This window comes from Tardiphaga sp. 862_B3_N4_1 (genome assembly GCF_051811085.1).
Taxonomy (GTDB): domain Bacteria; phylum Pseudomonadota; class Alphaproteobacteria; order Rhizobiales; family Xanthobacteraceae; genus Tardiphaga; species Tardiphaga robiniae.
Genome location: NZ_JBPWQB010000001.1, coordinates 2,201,177 through 2,216,186, shown reverse-complemented (window position 1 = coordinate 2,216,186; position 15,010 = coordinate 2,201,177). Strand labels below are relative to the sequence as shown.

Below are 15,010 nucleotides of genomic sequence, written 5' to 3'. Positions count from 1 at the left end.
GCGCATGTGCGCTGGCATCCGCTTGTTTCGAACGACTTCAGATCATCAATTCAGAAGGGAAACACCAATGAGAATGACATCGATCCTGATGGTCGCCTGCGTCGCCTTGGGCGCCGTCGGGCAGGCGGGCGCGCAGGACGCAAAATATCCGACCAAGCCGATCACCATTGTCGTGCCCTTCGCGGCCGGCGGCACCGTGGACATCATCGCGCGCATGGTGTCGGAGAACCTGCAGAAGAAGCTCGGGGCCACCGTGCTGGTCGAAAATATGGGCGGCGCCGGCGGCAATATCGGCGTCAACCGTGTCGCCAAGGCGCAGCCCGATGGCTACACGATCGGCCTCGCCAGCACCTCGCCACTGGCGATCGCGCCCTCGCTCTACGGCAGCAAGCTTCAGTTCCAGCCGGAGAAGGATCTGGTGGCCTTCGCGCAAGTGAGCATCGTACCTAACGTGCTGGTGGTGAATCCCGATCGCATCAAGGCCCGCACGGTGCCGGAGTTGATCGAATATATGAAGGCCAATCCAGACAAAGTGACGTTCGGCTCGGCCGGACCGGGCACGTCGCAGCATCTTGCCGGCGAGCTGTTCCAGCAGATGACCGGCACCAAGATGGTTCACGTGCCCTACAAGGGCTCGAGCCAGATGGTCACCGATCTGATCTCGGGTCAGATCGACATCGCTTTCGACAATGTCCCGCTGCTGCTGCCGCATGTGGCCGGCGGCAAGCTGGCGATGCTCGCCACGGCAACGCCGAAGCGCGCCGAGTTCGACGCGAATGTCCCGGCCGTCGCCGAATTCCTGCCGGGCTTCGAGGCTGTCGCATGGCACGGCTTCATCGCGCCGGCGGCAACGCCGAAGCCGATCGTCGACAAGCTGTCGGCGGAAATCCGCGACTTCATGAGCCTGCCGGAGACGAAGAAGAAGATGGCCGAACTCGGCGCGGTGGCTGTCGCCATTCCGCAGGATGAGTTCACCAAATACATCGCCAGCGAGACCTTGCGCTGGAAGGGTGTGATGGAGAAGGCCAACGTTACGATGAACTAGGCGACCGCGCAGGTGGTGACGACGTCATGTTCGTCACCACCTGCGATATCGAGCGTCCACCAAAGGACGCCGACGATCAAAATAGAGAAACACATGGAGGAATGTTCAATGAGACTTCGGTCAATCCTGATGGCTGCCTGCCTGACGCTCGGCACGCTCACGCAAGCGACGGCCCAGGACGCGAATTACCCGAGCCGCCCGATCACCAGCATCGTTCCGTTTGCCGCCGGCGGCACTGCCGATATCTTTGCGCGCATGGTGTCGGAGCATCTGCAGAAGAAGATGGGCGCGACGGTCATCATCGAGAACGTCGGCGGCGCCGGCAGCATCATCGGCGTCACCCGCGTCGCACGCGCTACGCCTGATGGCTACACGATCGGCCTTGCCAGCACCTCGGCGCTGTCGATCAATCCGACGCTGTATGGTGCAAAACTGTCCTACAATCCCGAAAAGGATCTCGTCCCGATCGCGCAGATCAGCATGGTGCCGAATGTGCTGGTGGTGAACCCGACCAGGATTGCGGCGCGCACGGTGCCGGGCCTGATCGCCTATATCAAAGCCAATCCCGACAAGGTGACATTCGGCTCGGCCGGCGTCGGCACCACGCAGCATCTTGCCGGCGAACTGTTCCAGCAGATGACCGGCACCAAGATGGTCCACGTGCCCTATAAGGGCTCGAGCCAGATGGTTACGGACTTGCTGAGCGGCCAGATCGATATCGCCTTCGACAACGTACCACTGCTGCTGCCGCACGCCGCGGCCGGCAAACTCGCGATGCTGGCAACGGCCTCGCCGAAACGCGCCGAGTTCGATCCGAACCTGCCGGCGGTGTCGGAATTCCTTCCGGGTTTTGAGGCCGTCGCCTGGCACGGCTTCATGGCACCGGCCGGAACGCCGAAAGCCATCACCGACAAGCTGTCAGTTTCGATCCGCGAATTCATGCAGTTGCCCGAGACGAAGAAAAAGATGTCCGAACTCGGGGCAGTCGCCGTGGCGGTCCCGCCGGATGAGTTCGCCAAATACATCGCCAGCGAAACGCAGCGCTGGAAGGGCGTGATCGAGAAGGCCAACATCACGATGAACTGAGCTGTGCCGTAGGGTGGGTCAGCTTCGCTCGTCCACCCTATGGCTGCGTCTCCTTCACCGATGCCAGATAGCGCGACAACCGATCCGCATCGGGCGTATGGTGGCTATGGCGGTCGCGAAGCTCGGCAGGCGCGCTCCAGCCGGGTTCGATCCCGGTCATGTCAGGCAATTCATGCGCGATGCCCTTGTGGCAATCGATACAGGTGCGCTCGCCGGTGACGAGGAACCTGGCATGGATCGCCGCCGCGCGGGGCGCCTGTTTGGTGAAATCCATTGCGATCGCCGAGTGGCAGTTGCGGCACTCCAGCGAGTCATTGGCCTTCAGGCGCGCCCATTCATGTTTGGCAAGCTCCAGACGCATGTCGAGGAACTTCTCGCGCGTCGAGATCGTGCCGAAAATCTTGCCCCACACTTCCTTCGACGCCTGCATCTTGCGCGCGATCTTGTCGGTCCAGTTATGCGGCACATGGCAATCCGGACAGGTGGCACGCACGCCGGATCGATTGGCGAAATGCGGGGTTCGCTGCAGCTCCTGATACACGTTGTCACGCATCTCATGACAGCCGGTGCAGAATTTCTCGGTATTGGTGACTTCCAGCGCCGTATTGAAACCGCCCCAGAAGATCACGCCACCGAGGAAGCCGCCCAGCGCCAGAACGCCAAGACTGATATGCGTGGCCGGTCGGCAGGCGATGCGCCAGAACCACAGAAACTTGGATATCAACCACTTCATGGCGCTCACCTGCCGGATGCCTTCATGTCGGTGAAGGTGTTCGGGACGAGCGGACGCGCATCGGTTTGCGGCACGTGGCAGGCCGTGCAGAAATAGCGTCGCGGTGTCACATCGGCGAGCATCTGGCCGTCGCGATCCATGAAATGCGTGATGCTGATCATCGGCGCACCGGAGCCTTCGGTATATTCGCGGCGATGGCACTCAAGACAGCGATTAGCTCGCAGCGTGAGCTGATAGTTCTCGATCGAATGCGGAATGACCGGAGGCTGCTCCGGATAGTTCCGCATCACGCGCTTGTCGTCGGTGACGGGCCGCGGGAAGGGCGGCGCAGGAACGTCGCCCATCGGCTGCGCTGCGCCGGTGACGCGCGGCACGATCCGTGGCGTTGTCTGGACAGACTGCGCGTAGATCGCACCGGACACTAGCACCATGGCGCCGGCGATGATTGCCGCGATGACCGTCTTCATCGCACTTAAACGGAAACGATCTTGACCGCGCATTTCTTGAAGTCCGCCTGTTTGGAGATCGGGTCGGTTGCGTCGAGCGTGACCTTGTTGATCAACTGGCTGGCATCGAACCACGGCACGAACACCACGCCGCGGGGCATGCGGTTACGTCCGGTCGTATCGACGCGCGTGCGGATCTCACCGCGCCGCGACATCAGCCGGATTTCGGCGCCCTGGTTCAAGCCGCGTGCGCGCGCGTCTTCGGCATGCATGAAGCAGCGCGCGCCGGGAAACGCCTTGTAGAGCTCGGGCACGCGCATGGTCATCGAACCGGAATGCCAGTGCTCCAGCACGCGGCCGGTTACCAGCCAGAGATCGAACTCAGCGTCGGGCGACTCGGCCGGCGGCTCATAGGGCACCGCGATGATGCGCGCGCGTCCATCCGGGTTGCCGTAGAATTCGATCTTCTTGCCCGGCTTCACGTAGGGATCGAGACCTTCGCGGTAGCGCCACTTGGTCTCCTTGCCATTGACCACCGGCCAGCGAAGGCCGCGCACCTCGTGATAGGCGTCCCAAGGGGCGAGGTCGTGGCCATGGCCGCGACCGAACGTGGCATATTCCTCGAACAGCCCCTTCTGCACATAGAAACCGAAGTCCTTGGACTCGTGGTTTTCATAGTCAGCGGGGATTTCGCCGACGGGAAATTTGTCGACCTCGCCGTTGCGATACAGCACGTCGAACAACGTCTTGCCCTTGTAGTTCGGATTGGCGTCGAGGAGGGCGGCGGGCCACACTTCGTCCGTCGTGAACCGCTTCGAGAACTCCATCAGCTGCCAGAGATCCGAGCGCGCCTGGCCGGGCGCATCGACCAGCTGGCGCCAGACATGAGTGCGTCGTTCGGCATTGCCGTAGGCGCCTTCCTTCTCGACCCACATCGCCGCCGGCAGCACGCAATCGGCGGACATCGCCGTCACCGTCGGATAGGCATCCGACACGACGATAAAGTTGGCAGGGTTGCGGTAGCCCGGATAGGTCTCGCCCGAACTGTTGGGCGCCGCCTGCACATTGTTGTTCACTTGAACCCAATAGAAGTTCAGCTTGCCGTCATGCAACATGCGGTCCTGCTCGACGGCGTGATAACCGATCTTGTCGGGCAGGAGGCCATGCGGCACGCGCCAGATTTCTTCAGCGTGCTTGCGGTGCTCCGGATTGGTCACCACCATGTCGGCGGGGAGACGGTGCGCGAAGGTGCCGACCTCGCGCGCCGTGCCGCAGGCCGATGGTTGGCCCGTCAGCGAGAACGGCGAGTTGCCCGGCTCGGAGATTTTGCCGGTCAGCAGATGGATGTTGTAGACGAGCTGATTGGCCCAGACGCCGCGGACGTGCTGGTTGAAACCCATGGTCCAGAGCGACATCACCTTGCGCTTCGGATCGGCATAGAGCTCGGCGAGCTCCAGCAGAAAGCCGGGCTCGACACCGGTCAGCTTCGACACCTTCTCGAGCGAATAGTCCTTCACGAATTCGGCGTAGGCCGCGAAATCGATTGGCGTCGTCGCTGCGGCCGTGGCTGCGCCCTTGGCTGTCTTCTCCAGTGGATGTTCGGGACGCAACCCGTAGCCGATATCCGTCGTGCCCTTCACGAACGTCGTATGGTTGTTGACGAATTCGGTGTTCACGCGACCAGTCGAGATAATGTGGTTGGCGATGAAGTTGAGAATGGCAAGATCAGTGCCCGGCTTGAACACGATCGGGATGTCGGCAAGGTCAGAGCTGCGATGCGTGAAGGTCGAGAGCACCGCGACTTTCACGTGCGGATGACCAAGGCGGCGATCGGTGAGGCGCGTCCACAGGATCGGATGCATCTCGGCCATGTTCGAGCCCCACAGCACGAAGGCATCGGCGGCCTCGAAGTCATCATAGCATCCCATCGGCTCGTCCATGCCGAAGGTGCGCATGAAAGCCACGGCCGCAGACGCCATGCAATGCCGTGCATTGGGATCGAGATTGTTGGAGCGGAAACCCGCGCGCATCAGCTTGGTCGCGGCATAACCTTCGAGGATCGTCCACTGACCCGATCCGAACATGCCGATTGCAGTCGGTCCTTTTTCTTTCAGCGTCGCTTTGGCGCGCTGCGCCATGGTGTCGAATGCTTCGTCCCAGCTCACCGGCGTGAGTTCGCCGTTCTTGTCGAACACGCCGTTCTTCTTGCGGAGGAGGGGCGTGGTCAGGCGGTCGGCGCCGTACATGATCTTGGAGAGGAAGTAGCCCTTGATGCAGTTCAGGCCGCGGTTTACTTCCGCCAGCGTGTCGCCATGGGTGGCGACGACCTTGTTGTCCTTGACGCCGACCATGACGCCACAACCGGTGCCGCAGAACCGGCACGGCGCCTTCGACCATTTGATGGACAGCGACCCGACGCCGCCGGCAATCGACTGAGCGGCCGCCGGAACGTTGATACCAGCCGCCGCTGCAGCGATGGCTGCTGCCTGAGCCTTGAGTAGATCACGCCGCGAAAGGGGCATTTCGTCGTTCTCCTAGTCGAGACGCTGTTCGAAGACCATGTTGGCCGAGAGCACGCCCGGCCACGATGAGATGTCTGCGAGCATCGCACCTAGTGCGCCGCTGCCTGGCCCTTCGAGGACCGCCACGAGTTTGGAGGCCGTGCGGTGATGTATCTCGACACCGGGAAGGCTCGACAACCGCGCAGATACCGCGTCGATATGGGCCGGAAGCACCGACACGACGGCGCTGGAGATGTGCTCATTGTCGTGCGCGGACGCGCCGGCGGTCGCGCCGGTCAACAGAGCGCGTCTGGTGAGTTTGTCTGTCATGTGAAAGTCCTAGTGAAGCAGAGGCGGGCCGGGCGGGCCGAAAATCATCTGGGTCATCCAGACCAGAAAGCCGTAACCGCCGACCACGCCCACCGCGACGACGGGCCAGATGAGAACGACGATCGTGAGAAAGACGAGCAACTCCGACATGCGGCTGTTGCGTCTTTGAGCCTCTGCAGGCTGAGCGATATTCTGGTCCGTCACCATACGCTCCCCCTTCGGTTTGCGGCCATATGCCTGGAGAAGAGGCGAGATTCGCCTAGAGCGAGGGCAATATGCCTGCTGCAGCGCCCACCTTCTTTGCGCTGGATCAAACAACAAACTCTGCGGAGGATTTATTTGATATCGTTGTTCTGATCGCGATGTCGTCGTGCAGAGCCGCTCGCATCAGAATATTTGATGACAGTTTTATTTGATTGCGACAGCTGCTCGGCGAAATCGCTCGTTCCGGAAGGCGAGCAATGGATCGTGAGACGTGCAATTCGTTTGGTCAAACGCCACTTTTTGCGGGCCTGGACGAGGGCGCACGCGGCATCGTCATCGAAGCTGGCAGAAAGCACGTTCTGGATTGCGGTTGTTCGCTCTGGCAACAGGGCGACGTACCGGCGATAATCGCTGTGGTCATCGATGGTCAGCTCAAGAAGACAATGATCGATGCGCATGGCGCGCAGAAAACGCTGCAATTCATGCGACGCGGCGATCTCGCCGGAGCCGCATCGATGTTCGGCAATTTTTCTCGCCCGACAACCCTGCGCGCGACAGTCGCGACCGAACTGCTGTGCTGGTCCGCCGATCGCTTCAGCGGACTGATGCATGTTGTCCCGCAGCTCGCGATCAATGTCCTCGGTATCGTCGGACGGCAAACCGATCATCTGCTGCGCCGTCTTCACGAGGCAACGAGTGAGAATGCCGATCGACGTATCGCACGGATCGTTCTGCGCCTGGTGCGGGAAGGAGATACGGATGGTGAGTGCGTTCCGATCGAACTGAGGATCTCGCGCCAGGAACTGGCCGAACTCAGCGACACCACGCTGTTCACGGTCAGCCGCACCGTTTCGGCCTGGAACCGGATGCTGATCCTGAAAGCCGGTCGCGGCCGCTTGACGGTCATCGATCCCGCCAGACTCGCGGGCTTGGCGGGCGACGTGCGGGCGCACTGAGGCAATTACGCCGGGTCGAGATATGGCTCGAACGCCTCGACCGAGACCTTCAGCGTCGGATCGCCATCGGGTCCCCACAGTTCGGCGCCGTCGAACACGACGGTATAGAGCCATTGCGGATTTTCGCCCTGGTCGTGGGCCGCAGTGTCGGGATAGACATGCGCGCCGTGAATTCGCTCGATCACGCCGACATGGCCGCGGACATAGCGCGGCAGCCGCGTATGCGTTGTCGGATGGATGTTCTTCATCCGCACGCGATCGCCGATCGCGAATGCGGCAGGCGCCGAAGCCGGGCGCGTGAATGAACCGCGGGTCAGCACGCGCTCGACACTATCAACGGTGAAGTTGCCGCGCTTCAGCGGCTTCGGCGGCACGGATGCGTGGCCGGCCTTGACCTCGTCTGCAGCGATGAAGCCACGCTCGACCAGCATATCCTCAAGGCCGAGAAACCATTTCTTGTAGTAGCTGCTGGAGAGATAGACCTCCGGCGGCAGCGTCTCGCGATAGAAGCGCGAGGCGTCGATGTTGAAGGCGCCTGCCGCGCCCATGGCGCGCACCATGGCCAGCACGCGGGATTCCCACTCCGCGTGAAACATCGGCTCATTCGGTTCCGGCTCCACCTTGCCGAAACCGTCCATGCCGCCCATGTCGTGGACGCCGTTCATGACGGGGCTCCCGGAGCTGTCACCAGACCGGTGCCGATCATCGAGTCGCGCGTGACCAATTCAGCCAGTTGTTCTTCGCTCCAGCCCTCGGTGCCGGCAGGTCGCATCGGCAACACGAGAAAACGTGTCTCTGCCGTCGAATCCCAGACGCGAATTTCCGTCTCATTCGGAATCGTGAAGCCGAAGTCGGCCAGCACGCCGCGCGGATCCTTGACGGCGCGGGAGCGGTAGGGCGCCGCCTTGTACCAGACCGGGGGCAGGCCGAGCATTTCCCAGGGGTAACAGGAGCACAGCGTGCACACGACCATGTTGTGGCGCTCGGGCGTGTTCTCGACCACCACGAGATGATCGCCGGTGCGGCTGACATGGCCGAGGGTGCCGACCGCCGCAGACCCATCCGCCAGCAGCGCCGCCTTGAAGGCCGGATCGGTCCAGGCTTTCGCGACCACCAGGGCGCCGTTGTGCGGCCCGATCTTGGTCTCATAGGCCTGGATCATCGCGTCCAGCGCTGCCGGATCGATATAGCCTTTCTCGGTCAGGATGGTCTCGAGTGCACGGACGCGCAGCTCGGTGTCCGACAATTCGGAATGATCGTGGTCGTGGTCATGATGGTGTTCGCTCATGCCAAACAGGATAAGCGAGCCGCGATTGTTCTGTCGAGGATTTCGGGACTCAGCTAGGTCTACAGCATGGCTGCTCCTCGTTATCGCGCGCTGGCTCTGTTCGGCTTCGTTCTGGTCGCGCTGCTGGCGGCTTCGGGCCATGCGGAGGCGGCCAATGGCGCCTATGCGGTCGATGCGGCGGATATCTCGGACCTCGGCTCCTGCAAGGTCGAGAGCTGGTATTCGATGGCCACCAATAGCGACTTTGCGGCGGTGGCCAATCCGTCCTGCGTGGTGGAGATCACGCGCCCCGTCGAACTCAGCGTGCTCACCAATCACAGCCGCTCCGATGGCGAGTTCAGCACCACGCTGGCGCCAAAGGCGAAGATCAATATTGAGCCGACCGGCATCGGAAAATTCGGCGTATCGGCGCTGGCCAGCGGCACATTCGACGCTGTGACCGGCCAGAACACCGCGGTCTTCGCCGAGATTCCGGCGACCTATCGCTTCAACGAAACCATGCGCATCAATCTCAATGCCGGCTGGCTGTGGGATCGCACCGTCGATCGCCACTACTTCACCTATGGCGTCGGCTTCGACTGGAAATTCACCGACGTACTGCAATACACGGTGGAACTGTACGGGCAGGCGGGTCGCGCTGAATTCGCCAGCGTGATCCAGCCACGCATCCAGACCGGCGTGCGCTATCGGCCCAACGACATCTTCTCGGTCGACGTGATCTATGGCCGCAACATCACCGGGGAGAATTCCAACTGGATCACTTTGGGCACCACGATCCGGTTTCCGCCGCCGGGAAGCGTGAACAAACCCGACGCGCATTTGTGATTCACCTGGGGCCGGCAATCGCTGTAAAACCGCGATATAGGCAAATTGCGTGATTTTCCGACAAGCATCTGAAATATCTCGATGTTAACGTCCGGCCGTGTTCAAGCCGGCTTGCGGAAATCCAGTGTCAATCTTGCGACGATCTTGCGACTGCCTATCCGTCCTCACCATCGCCGCAGCGCTGGTCACGCCCGCATTGGCAGGCACCAGCCTGCTGACCGACAAGCCTGATCTCAGCAGCTTTTCCCAGGACGACCTGAACCGCGTCACCGACATGCTCGACCGCGAAGTCGGCCAGGGCCATCTCGCCGGCGCGATCATGCTGATCCAGCACCGCGGCAAACCGGTCTATTACGAGGCCTTCGGCGTTCGCGATCCCGCGACCATGGCACCGATGACGACCGATACGATCTTCCGGCTCTATTCGATGTCCAAGCCGGTGACATCGGTCGCGGCAATGATTTTGGTCGAGCAGGGCAAGCTCAGGCTCGACGATCCCATCGCCAAATTCATTCCGTCTTTCGCCCATCCGCAGGTCGCGACCGAGCGCACGGATGCCGGCGGGAAATCCTATCTGGACTTTGCGCCGGCCGAGAAACCGATCACCGTGCTCGACCTGATGCGGCAGTCGTCCGGCATCAGTTCGGCTTTCACCAATCTCGGTCTGATCACGCAGCTTTATCTCGATGCCGGCCTGTTCGACGGCGATTTCGACAATACCGACTTTGCCGCGCGGCTTGCGAAACTGCCGCTGGCCTATCAGCCAGCCACAGTCTGGGATTATGGCCATTCAACCGATTTGCTCGGCCGTATCATAGAGATCGCCTCGGGCCAGTCGCTGTACGATTTCCAGAGGCAGTATCTATTCGATCCGCTAGGCATGACCGACACCCGCTATTACGTGCTCGATCCCGCCAAAACGCCGCGCATTGCGCAGCCGATGCCAACCGACCGCATCATCGGCAACGAGACCATCAGCGATCCCACGGTGAAGCGAAGATGGGAGTCAGGAGGAGGCGGCCTCGTCTCCACCACGGGCGATTACGCGCGCTTCCTGCAGATGCTGATCAATGGCGGCACGCTCGACGGCGTCCGAATCCTCAAGCCCGAGTCGGTCCAACTGATGCGCCAGAACCAGGTCGCGCCGGCCAGTGATGTGAAGCCCTGGGCCTATTATTATCCCGGTGCCGGCTTCGGCTACGGTCTTGGCTTCGGCGTCCGCACAGGACCCGGCGAGGACGGCGTGCCCGGCTTTATTGGCGAGATGGCCTGGGGCGGCGCCGCCGGAACTTACTTCTGGACCTATCCGGACCAGGACATGGTGATGATCCTGATGGTGCAGACGCCAACCCAGCGCGGCCGTATCCAGCCGATCCTGAAGACGCTGGTCTATGAGGCGATCAAGAAGTAGCGGGAGCGTGGCCGGGGTGCGGCTTTAAGAGAACTGAAACTGGGACCACACGCCAATATCTCGGATTCGCATAAGGTATATTATGGAATATATTATCCCATAGCGATCTCAGAGACTTAGCTCAAATTGTTGCGATATCCCGTTGGCCGCCCAACCATTCGAGCCAGTTTGTAGTCCCACATCATTGCATCTTCAGCCGCCGAAATATCTGACGTGATCGAGGTCCGGGATCAACCCTGACTGCGTCGGTCGCCAGCCAAGCCGCTGTTGTGTCCAAGCGCTGGACGCCGGTGCGTCCATGGCCGCGAAGCCTGCGAACCAGCCGAAGTGATCGGCGGCTTCAGCCGGCGATTTCGAGACGACTGGCAGGTTCAGGTGCCGGCCGATGACCTCGGCAATCTCACGGAATGCGACGCCTTGTTCGGCGCTCGCGTGATACCGAATGTCGGCGGAACCGTGCTCCAGGACGAGCCTGTAGAGCCGGGCGACGTCCAGCCGATGTGCGGCGGGCCAGCGGTTGAGACCGTCGCCGAAGTAGGCCGAGGCGCCCTTCTCCCGCGCGATATTGATCAGCATCGGCACGAAGCCATGGTCGCCATCGCCATGGACCGATGGCGGCAGCCGGACAGACGAAGTACGCACGCCGCGTGCCGCCAGACGTTCGGCGACCTGCTCCGATACGCGTGGGCTTGGCGACGCGCTCGACGGGCCCATGTCTTCGGTGGCCACGCGTCCGGGCGCGATGAAGGCCATGCCGGAGGTCACGATCAAGGGCCGCTCGGAGCCTGCCAGCACGTCGCCAAGCGTCTCGATGGCACGCGCGTCGATCGCGCAGTTTTCCTTGAATTTCGAGAAGTCGTGGATGAAGGCCGTATGGATCACGCCGTCTGAATTGGCAGCCCCGGACCGCAGGCTGTCCAGATCTTCCAGATCGCCGCGATGGATCTGCGCACCAGCGTCGGCCAGCGCCTTGGCAGATGCATCCGAGCGCGCAAGACCGAGCACCTGATGACCGGCGCCGATCAATTCCTGAACCACCGCAGATCCAACAAAGCCCGAAGCACCGGTAACGAAGACACGCATGTGATATTCCTCTCGTGAATGCGCGGATGTATCGGTCCTGCGGTACACTGCGTGAAGCCGTGACGTTATACGGGTATGGCGACTAACAGGCTGAGCATGACGGTCACCGAAACAACTTCCGGCTCTGGCTCCAATCCGCTGGGCGCTTATCTCAGGGATCGCCGCGCCAGGCTGGATCCCGTGGCATTCGGCTTCTCGTCCGAGCGCCGCCGCACGCCGGGCCTGCGGCGCGAGGAAGTCGCGCAGCGCGCCAATGTCAGCGCCACCTGGTACACATGGCTGGAACAAGGACGCGGCGGCGCGCCATCGGCCGATGTGCTCGACCGGATTTCACGCGCACTGGAATTATCGACAGTCGAGCGCGAGCATCTGTTTCTGCTGGCGCAGCACAGGCTGCCGGAAGTCCACTACGAGCCGTCCGATATCGTCACGCCGACGCTGCAGCGCGTGCTGGATTCGATGGAGTTCAGCGCCGCCGTCGTCCGCAACGCAACCTGGGACATCGTAGCCTGGAATCGTGCGGCACTGGCCGTGCTTGGCGACTATCCGAACATCGCGCCCGAGGACCGCAACGTCCTGCGCATCCTGTTCTGTCGTCCGAATGTCCGCGCCAAGATGCCGGACTGGGAGAATGATGCACGTTTCGCCGTGGCGGCATTTCGCGCCGACATCACGCGCAGCGGCGCATCAGAACGCGCCCAGACGTTGATCGCTGAACTGTGCCGGATCAGCCCTGACTTCGCAGCCATGTGGCATGACAACGACGTCAGCAGCTATGGCGAAGGCAAGAAGCATGTGAACCATCCCGAGGTCGGGCCATTCACGATGAGCTATTCGACATTTTCGGTCGATGGCCAGCCGAATTTGGGCATGGTGGTCTATACGCCGGAGACGGCTGCAGATGCCGAGCGGATGAAGGCGCTGATCGCGGCGAAAGGCCCATAACTCGTCGTTCCGGGGCGCATGCGGCGACAGCCGCGGGCGAACCCGGAACCTCGAAGTGTGACTCACAATGAGATTCCAGGTTCGCGTGCGCGAAAGTGCGCCCGCGCCCCGGAATGACGAGTTTCTTGCTACGGATATTTCGGCAGCAACCCATGCGCGGCGAAGCCGCCATCGACATTGAGAATGTGGCCGGTGACGAAGCTCGACTTGCTGTCATCCAGCAGGAACATCGCGGCACCAGCGACCTCCTCCGGTTCGGCATAACGCCGCTGCGGCACCACCTGCATCCAGCCTTCCCGCGTTGCCACCGTATGCATCTCCTGCACCATGGGCGTCTCGAACGGGCCCGGCGCAATGGCGTTGACGCGGATCTTCAATGGCGCCAGTTCGCAGGCCATCACCTGGGTCAGCGTGACGACGCCGCCTTTGGATGCGCCATAGGCCGAGCGCTCGATATTGCCGCGCAGCCCCGACACCGACGCCACATTCACGATGGCGCCGCCGCCATGCGCCTTCATCAGCCGCGCAGCTTCCTTGGCAACGGCAAAGGTGCCGACCAGATTGATGTCGAGGATCTCGCGAAACAGTTTCACCGAGGTCTCGAAGAACGGCACCTGACGGCCGATACCCGCAGAATTCACCAGACCGCGCACCGGGCCGAAACCGGCTTCGCAGTCCTTCAGGCCGGCAATCACGGCGTCTTCATTGGCCACATCCATCACGACGGTTTTGGTCACACCGACTTTGATGGCGTCGACCTGGGCCTTGGCGGCATCCAGAGCAGGCTGGGTGAGGTCGGCGAGCAGCACTTTCCAGCCCTCGCCCACGGCGGCCTTAGCGATCGCCAAACCGATTCCCGATGCGCCGCCGGTGATGATCGCTACGCCGTGATCCCTATTCATATGCTGTCCTTGCGTTTCCTCCACCGGTCCTGGCTGCCGGCGGCTTCAGTCGCGCGATGCTTCCCACAAATTCGCGCGGTGCAAAAGCCGTGCGCAGGCGTCCTCTAGTGGGTCTTGGCCTTTGGTCGCACGGCGAAAAGGCTTGACCGGGCAGCCCGGGCATGATGACCAGACGGCAAGGGCCCTTGGGCCTCACAAAGGCAAACAAAGAAGTGGTTGGGAGAAACAAAATGACGATTTCACGCCGGACTCTGTTGAAGGCATCGGCCGCTGCGACCGCATTTGGCGGCGTCAGCATGCCGTTCATCGCGCGCGCGCAGCAGGCGGAATACGTCTACAAATACGCGAATAACCTGCCCGATACGCATCCGATGAACATCCGCGCCCGCGAGATGTCGGCGGCGATCAAGACCGAGACCAACGGCAAGGTCGACCTGCAGGTATTCCCCAACAACCAGCTCGGCTCCGACACCGACATGTTGAGCCAGATCCGCTCCGGCGGCGTCGAGTTCTTCACGCTGTCCGGCCTGATCCTGGCCACTTTGGTGCCGGCCGCCTCGATCAACGGCATCGGCTTCGCTTTCCCGAATTACGACACGGTCTGGAAGGCCATGGATGGCGATCTCGGCGCCTATATCCGCAAGGAAATCACCAAGGCCAATCTCGTGGTCATGGACAAGATCTGGGACAACGGTTTTCGCGAAATCACCTCGTCCACGAAGCCGATCAAGAGCCCGGATGACCTGAAGGGCTTCAAGATTCGCGTGCCGGTGTCGCCACTATGGACCTCGATGTTCAAGGCGTTCGACAGTGCGCCCGCGTCGATCAATATCAGTGAAGTCTATTCGGCGATGCAGACCAAGGTCGTCGAAGGTCAGGAAAACCCGCTGGCAATCATCTCGACGGCGAAGTTCTACGAAGTGCAGAAGTTCTGCTCGCTGACCAACCACATGTGGGACGGCTACTGGTTCCTGGCCAACCGCCGCGCCTGGGAGAAGCTGCCGGCCGATCTGCGCGACATCGTCGCCAAGAACATCAATGCCGCCGGCATGAAGGAGCGCGAGGACGTCGCCAAGCTCAACGCCAATCTGCGCGGCGAACTGGAATCCAAGGGCCTCGCCTTCAATGAGCTCGAACCCGGCCCGTTCCGCGACAAGTTGAAGTCGGCCGGCTTCTACAAGGAATGGCAGGGCAAGTATGGCGACGAAGCCTGGGCCATCCTTGAGAAGGCCGTCGGCAAGCTCGGCTGATCGGA

At 61.8% G+C, this 15,010-nt stretch carries 16 protein-coding genes; 7 read left to right on the top strand and 9 right to left on the bottom strand.

What is annotated here, in order from left to right; all coding sequences use genetic code 11:
- The first annotated feature begins 67 nt into the window (after positions 1-67).
- Together AB8B02_RS10395 and AB8B02_RS10390 are read left to right on the top strand one after the other, a co-directional pair.
- Positions 68-1,045: a Bug family tripartite tricarboxylate transporter substrate binding protein gene (locus AB8B02_RS10395; protein ID WP_439063881.1), complete on the top strand. Its 978-nt coding sequence runs from the start codon at positions 68-70 to the stop codon at positions 1,043-1,045.
- A gap of 108 nt (positions 1,046-1,153) precedes the next feature.
- Positions 1,154-2,131 carry a Bug family tripartite tricarboxylate transporter substrate binding protein gene (locus tag AB8B02_RS10390; protein ID WP_439063880.1) on the top strand — a complete coding sequence of 326 codons (978 nt, stop codon included), beginning with the start codon at positions 1,154-1,156 and terminating at the stop codon, positions 2,129-2,131.
- Positions 2,132-2,168: 37 nt separating this feature from the next.
- Here AB8B02_RS10390 and AB8B02_RS10385 read toward each other — a convergent pair whose 3' ends face one another.
- Genes AB8B02_RS10385 through AB8B02_RS10365 form a run of 5 tightly spaced genes read right to left on the bottom strand, consistent with a single transcriptional unit; the run spans position 2,169 to position 6,348 of the window.
- On the bottom strand, positions 2,169-2,864 hold the full coding sequence (locus tag AB8B02_RS10385) for a NapC/NirT family cytochrome c (protein WP_439063879.1): 696 nt from the start codon (positions 2,862-2,864) through the stop codon (positions 2,169-2,171).
- A gap of 5 nt (positions 2,865-2,869) precedes the next feature.
- Complete coding sequence (locus AB8B02_RS10380; RefSeq protein WP_175369017.1) at positions 2,870-3,364, bottom strand: nitrate reductase cytochrome c-type subunit; 495 nt, start codon at positions 3,362-3,364, stop codon at positions 2,870-2,872.
- A complete protein-coding gene (gene napA / locus AB8B02_RS10375; RefSeq protein WP_439063878.1) occupies positions 3,337-5,832 on the bottom strand; it encodes a periplasmic nitrate reductase subunit alpha in 2,496 nt (831 codons plus the stop codon). The genes AB8B02_RS10380 and napA overlap by 28 nt, the downstream gene beginning before the upstream one ends.
- 12 nt (positions 5,833-5,844) lie before the next feature.
- Positions 5,845-6,141 carry a chaperone NapD gene (locus AB8B02_RS10370; RefSeq protein ID WP_120289713.1) on the bottom strand — a complete coding sequence of 99 codons (297 nt, stop codon included), beginning with the start codon at positions 6,139-6,141 and terminating at the stop codon, positions 5,845-5,847.
- A gap of 9 nt (positions 6,142-6,150) precedes the next feature.
- Positions 6,151-6,348: a nitrate reductase gene (locus tag AB8B02_RS10365; protein ID WP_120289715.1), complete on the bottom strand. Its 198-nt coding sequence runs from the start codon at positions 6,346-6,348 to the stop codon at positions 6,151-6,153.
- A gap of 209 nt (positions 6,349-6,557) precedes the next feature.
- On the opposite strand from AB8B02_RS10365, the gene AB8B02_RS10360 reads away from it, so the two are divergent.
- Positions 6,558-7,301 (top strand): Crp/Fnr family transcriptional regulator, encoded by a 744-nt coding sequence (locus AB8B02_RS10360; protein WP_439063877.1) that lies wholly within the window; start codon positions 6,558-6,560, stop codon positions 7,299-7,301.
- A 5-nt stretch (positions 7,302-7,306) separates the two neighbouring features.
- Here AB8B02_RS10360 and nthB read toward each other — a convergent pair whose 3' ends face one another.
- Positions 7,307-7,966 (bottom strand): nitrile hydratase subunit beta, encoded by a 660-nt coding sequence (gene nthB, locus AB8B02_RS10355; protein WP_439063876.1) that lies wholly within the window; start codon positions 7,964-7,966, stop codon positions 7,307-7,309.
- Positions 7,963-8,589, bottom strand: coding sequence for a nitrile hydratase subunit alpha (gene nthA, locus AB8B02_RS10350; protein ID WP_439063875.1), 627 nt, complete (start codon positions 8,587-8,589; stop codon positions 7,963-7,965). Before nthA ends, nthB begins: the two co-directional genes overlap by 4 nt.
- A 66-nt stretch (positions 8,590-8,655) precedes the next feature.
- Between nthA and AB8B02_RS10345 the strand changes: the two genes are divergently transcribed.
- Both AB8B02_RS10345 and AB8B02_RS10340 read left to right on the top strand, forming a co-directional pair.
- A complete protein-coding gene (locus AB8B02_RS10345) occupies positions 8,656-9,414 on the top strand; it encodes a hypothetical protein (protein WP_439063874.1) in 759 nt (252 codons plus the stop codon).
- Positions 9,415-9,538: 124 nt separating this feature from the next.
- On the top strand, positions 9,539-10,825 hold the full coding sequence (locus AB8B02_RS10340; RefSeq protein WP_439063873.1) for a serine hydrolase domain-containing protein: 1,287 nt from the start codon (positions 9,539-9,541) through the stop codon (positions 10,823-10,825).
- A 192-nt stretch (positions 10,826-11,017) separates the two neighbouring features.
- Here the strand turns inward: AB8B02_RS10340 and AB8B02_RS10335 are convergent, their stop codons facing one another.
- Complete coding sequence (locus AB8B02_RS10335; RefSeq protein WP_439063872.1) at positions 11,018-11,908, bottom strand: SDR family oxidoreductase; 891 nt, start codon at positions 11,906-11,908, stop codon at positions 11,018-11,020.
- A gap of 96 nt (positions 11,909-12,004) precedes the next feature.
- On the opposite strand from AB8B02_RS10335, the gene AB8B02_RS10330 reads away from it, so the two are divergent.
- Entirely contained in the window at positions 12,005-12,853 is an 849-nt protein-coding gene (locus AB8B02_RS10330; protein WP_439063871.1) for a helix-turn-helix transcriptional regulator, read from the top strand.
- 128 nt (positions 12,854-12,981) lie between these two features.
- On the opposite strand, the gene AB8B02_RS10325 is transcribed toward AB8B02_RS10330, so the two are convergent.
- Entirely contained in the window at positions 12,982-13,755 is a 774-nt protein-coding gene (locus AB8B02_RS10325) for an SDR family NAD(P)-dependent oxidoreductase (protein WP_439063870.1), read from the bottom strand.
- A 230-nt stretch (positions 13,756-13,985) separates the two neighbouring features.
- Here AB8B02_RS10325 and AB8B02_RS10320 point away from each other — a divergent pair, with 230 nt between their 5' ends.
- Positions 13,986-15,005 carry a TRAP transporter substrate-binding protein gene (locus tag AB8B02_RS10320; RefSeq protein WP_175369049.1) on the top strand — a complete coding sequence of 340 codons (1,020 nt, stop codon included), beginning with the start codon at positions 13,986-13,988 and terminating at the stop codon, positions 15,003-15,005.
- The last annotated feature ends 5 nt before the right edge of the window (positions 15,006-15,010 follow it).

What these genes read in the sequence shown, in the direction of transcription:
- AB8B02_RS10390 (WP_439063880.1), top strand. Translation starts at nt 1,154, where the DNA reads ATGAGACTTCGGTCAATCCTGATGGCTGCCTGCCTGACGCTCGGCACG.
- AB8B02_RS10365 (WP_120289715.1), bottom strand. Translation starts at nt 6,348, where the DNA reads ATGGTGACGGACCAGAATATCGCTCAGCCTGCAGAGGCTCAAAGACGC.
- nthB (WP_439063876.1), bottom strand. Translation starts at nt 7,966, where the DNA reads ATGAACGGCGTCCACGACATGGGCGGCATGGACGGTTTCGGCAAGGTG.
- AB8B02_RS10345 (WP_439063874.1), top strand. Translation starts at nt 8,656, where the DNA reads ATGGCTGCTCCTCGTTATCGCGCGCTGGCTCTGTTCGGCTTCGTTCTG.
- AB8B02_RS10370 (WP_120289713.1), bottom strand. Translation starts at nt 6,141, where the DNA reads ATGACAGACAAACTCACCAGACGCGCTCTGTTGACCGGCGCGACCGCC.
- AB8B02_RS10335 (WP_439063872.1), bottom strand. Translation starts at nt 11,908, where the DNA reads ATGCGTGTCTTCGTTACCGGTGCTTCGGGCTTTGTTGGATCTGCGGTG.
- AB8B02_RS10325 (WP_439063870.1), bottom strand. Translation starts at nt 13,755, where the DNA reads ATGAATAGGGATCACGGCGTAGCGATCATCACCGGCGGCGCATCGGGA.
- AB8B02_RS10330 (WP_439063871.1), top strand. Translation starts at nt 12,005, where the DNA reads ATGACGGTCACCGAAACAACTTCCGGCTCTGGCTCCAATCCGCTGGGC.
- AB8B02_RS10385 (WP_439063879.1), bottom strand. Translation starts at nt 2,864, where the DNA reads ATGAAGTGGTTGATATCCAAGTTTCTGTGGTTCTGGCGCATCGCCTGC.
- AB8B02_RS10380 (WP_175369017.1), bottom strand. Translation starts at nt 3,364, where the DNA reads ATGCGCGGTCAAGATCGTTTCCGTTTAAGTGCGATGAAGACGGTCATC.
- nthA (WP_439063875.1), bottom strand. Translation starts at nt 8,589, where the DNA reads ATGAGCGAACACCATCATGACCACGACCACGATCATTCCGAATTGTCG.
- napA (WP_439063878.1), bottom strand. Translation starts at nt 5,832, where the DNA reads ATGCCCCTTTCGCGGCGTGATCTACTCAAGGCTCAGGCAGCAGCCATC.
- AB8B02_RS10320 (WP_175369049.1), top strand. Translation starts at nt 13,986, where the DNA reads ATGACGATTTCACGCCGGACTCTGTTGAAGGCATCGGCCGCTGCGACC.
- AB8B02_RS10395 (WP_439063881.1), top strand. Translation starts at nt 68, where the DNA reads ATGAGAATGACATCGATCCTGATGGTCGCCTGCGTCGCCTTGGGCGCC.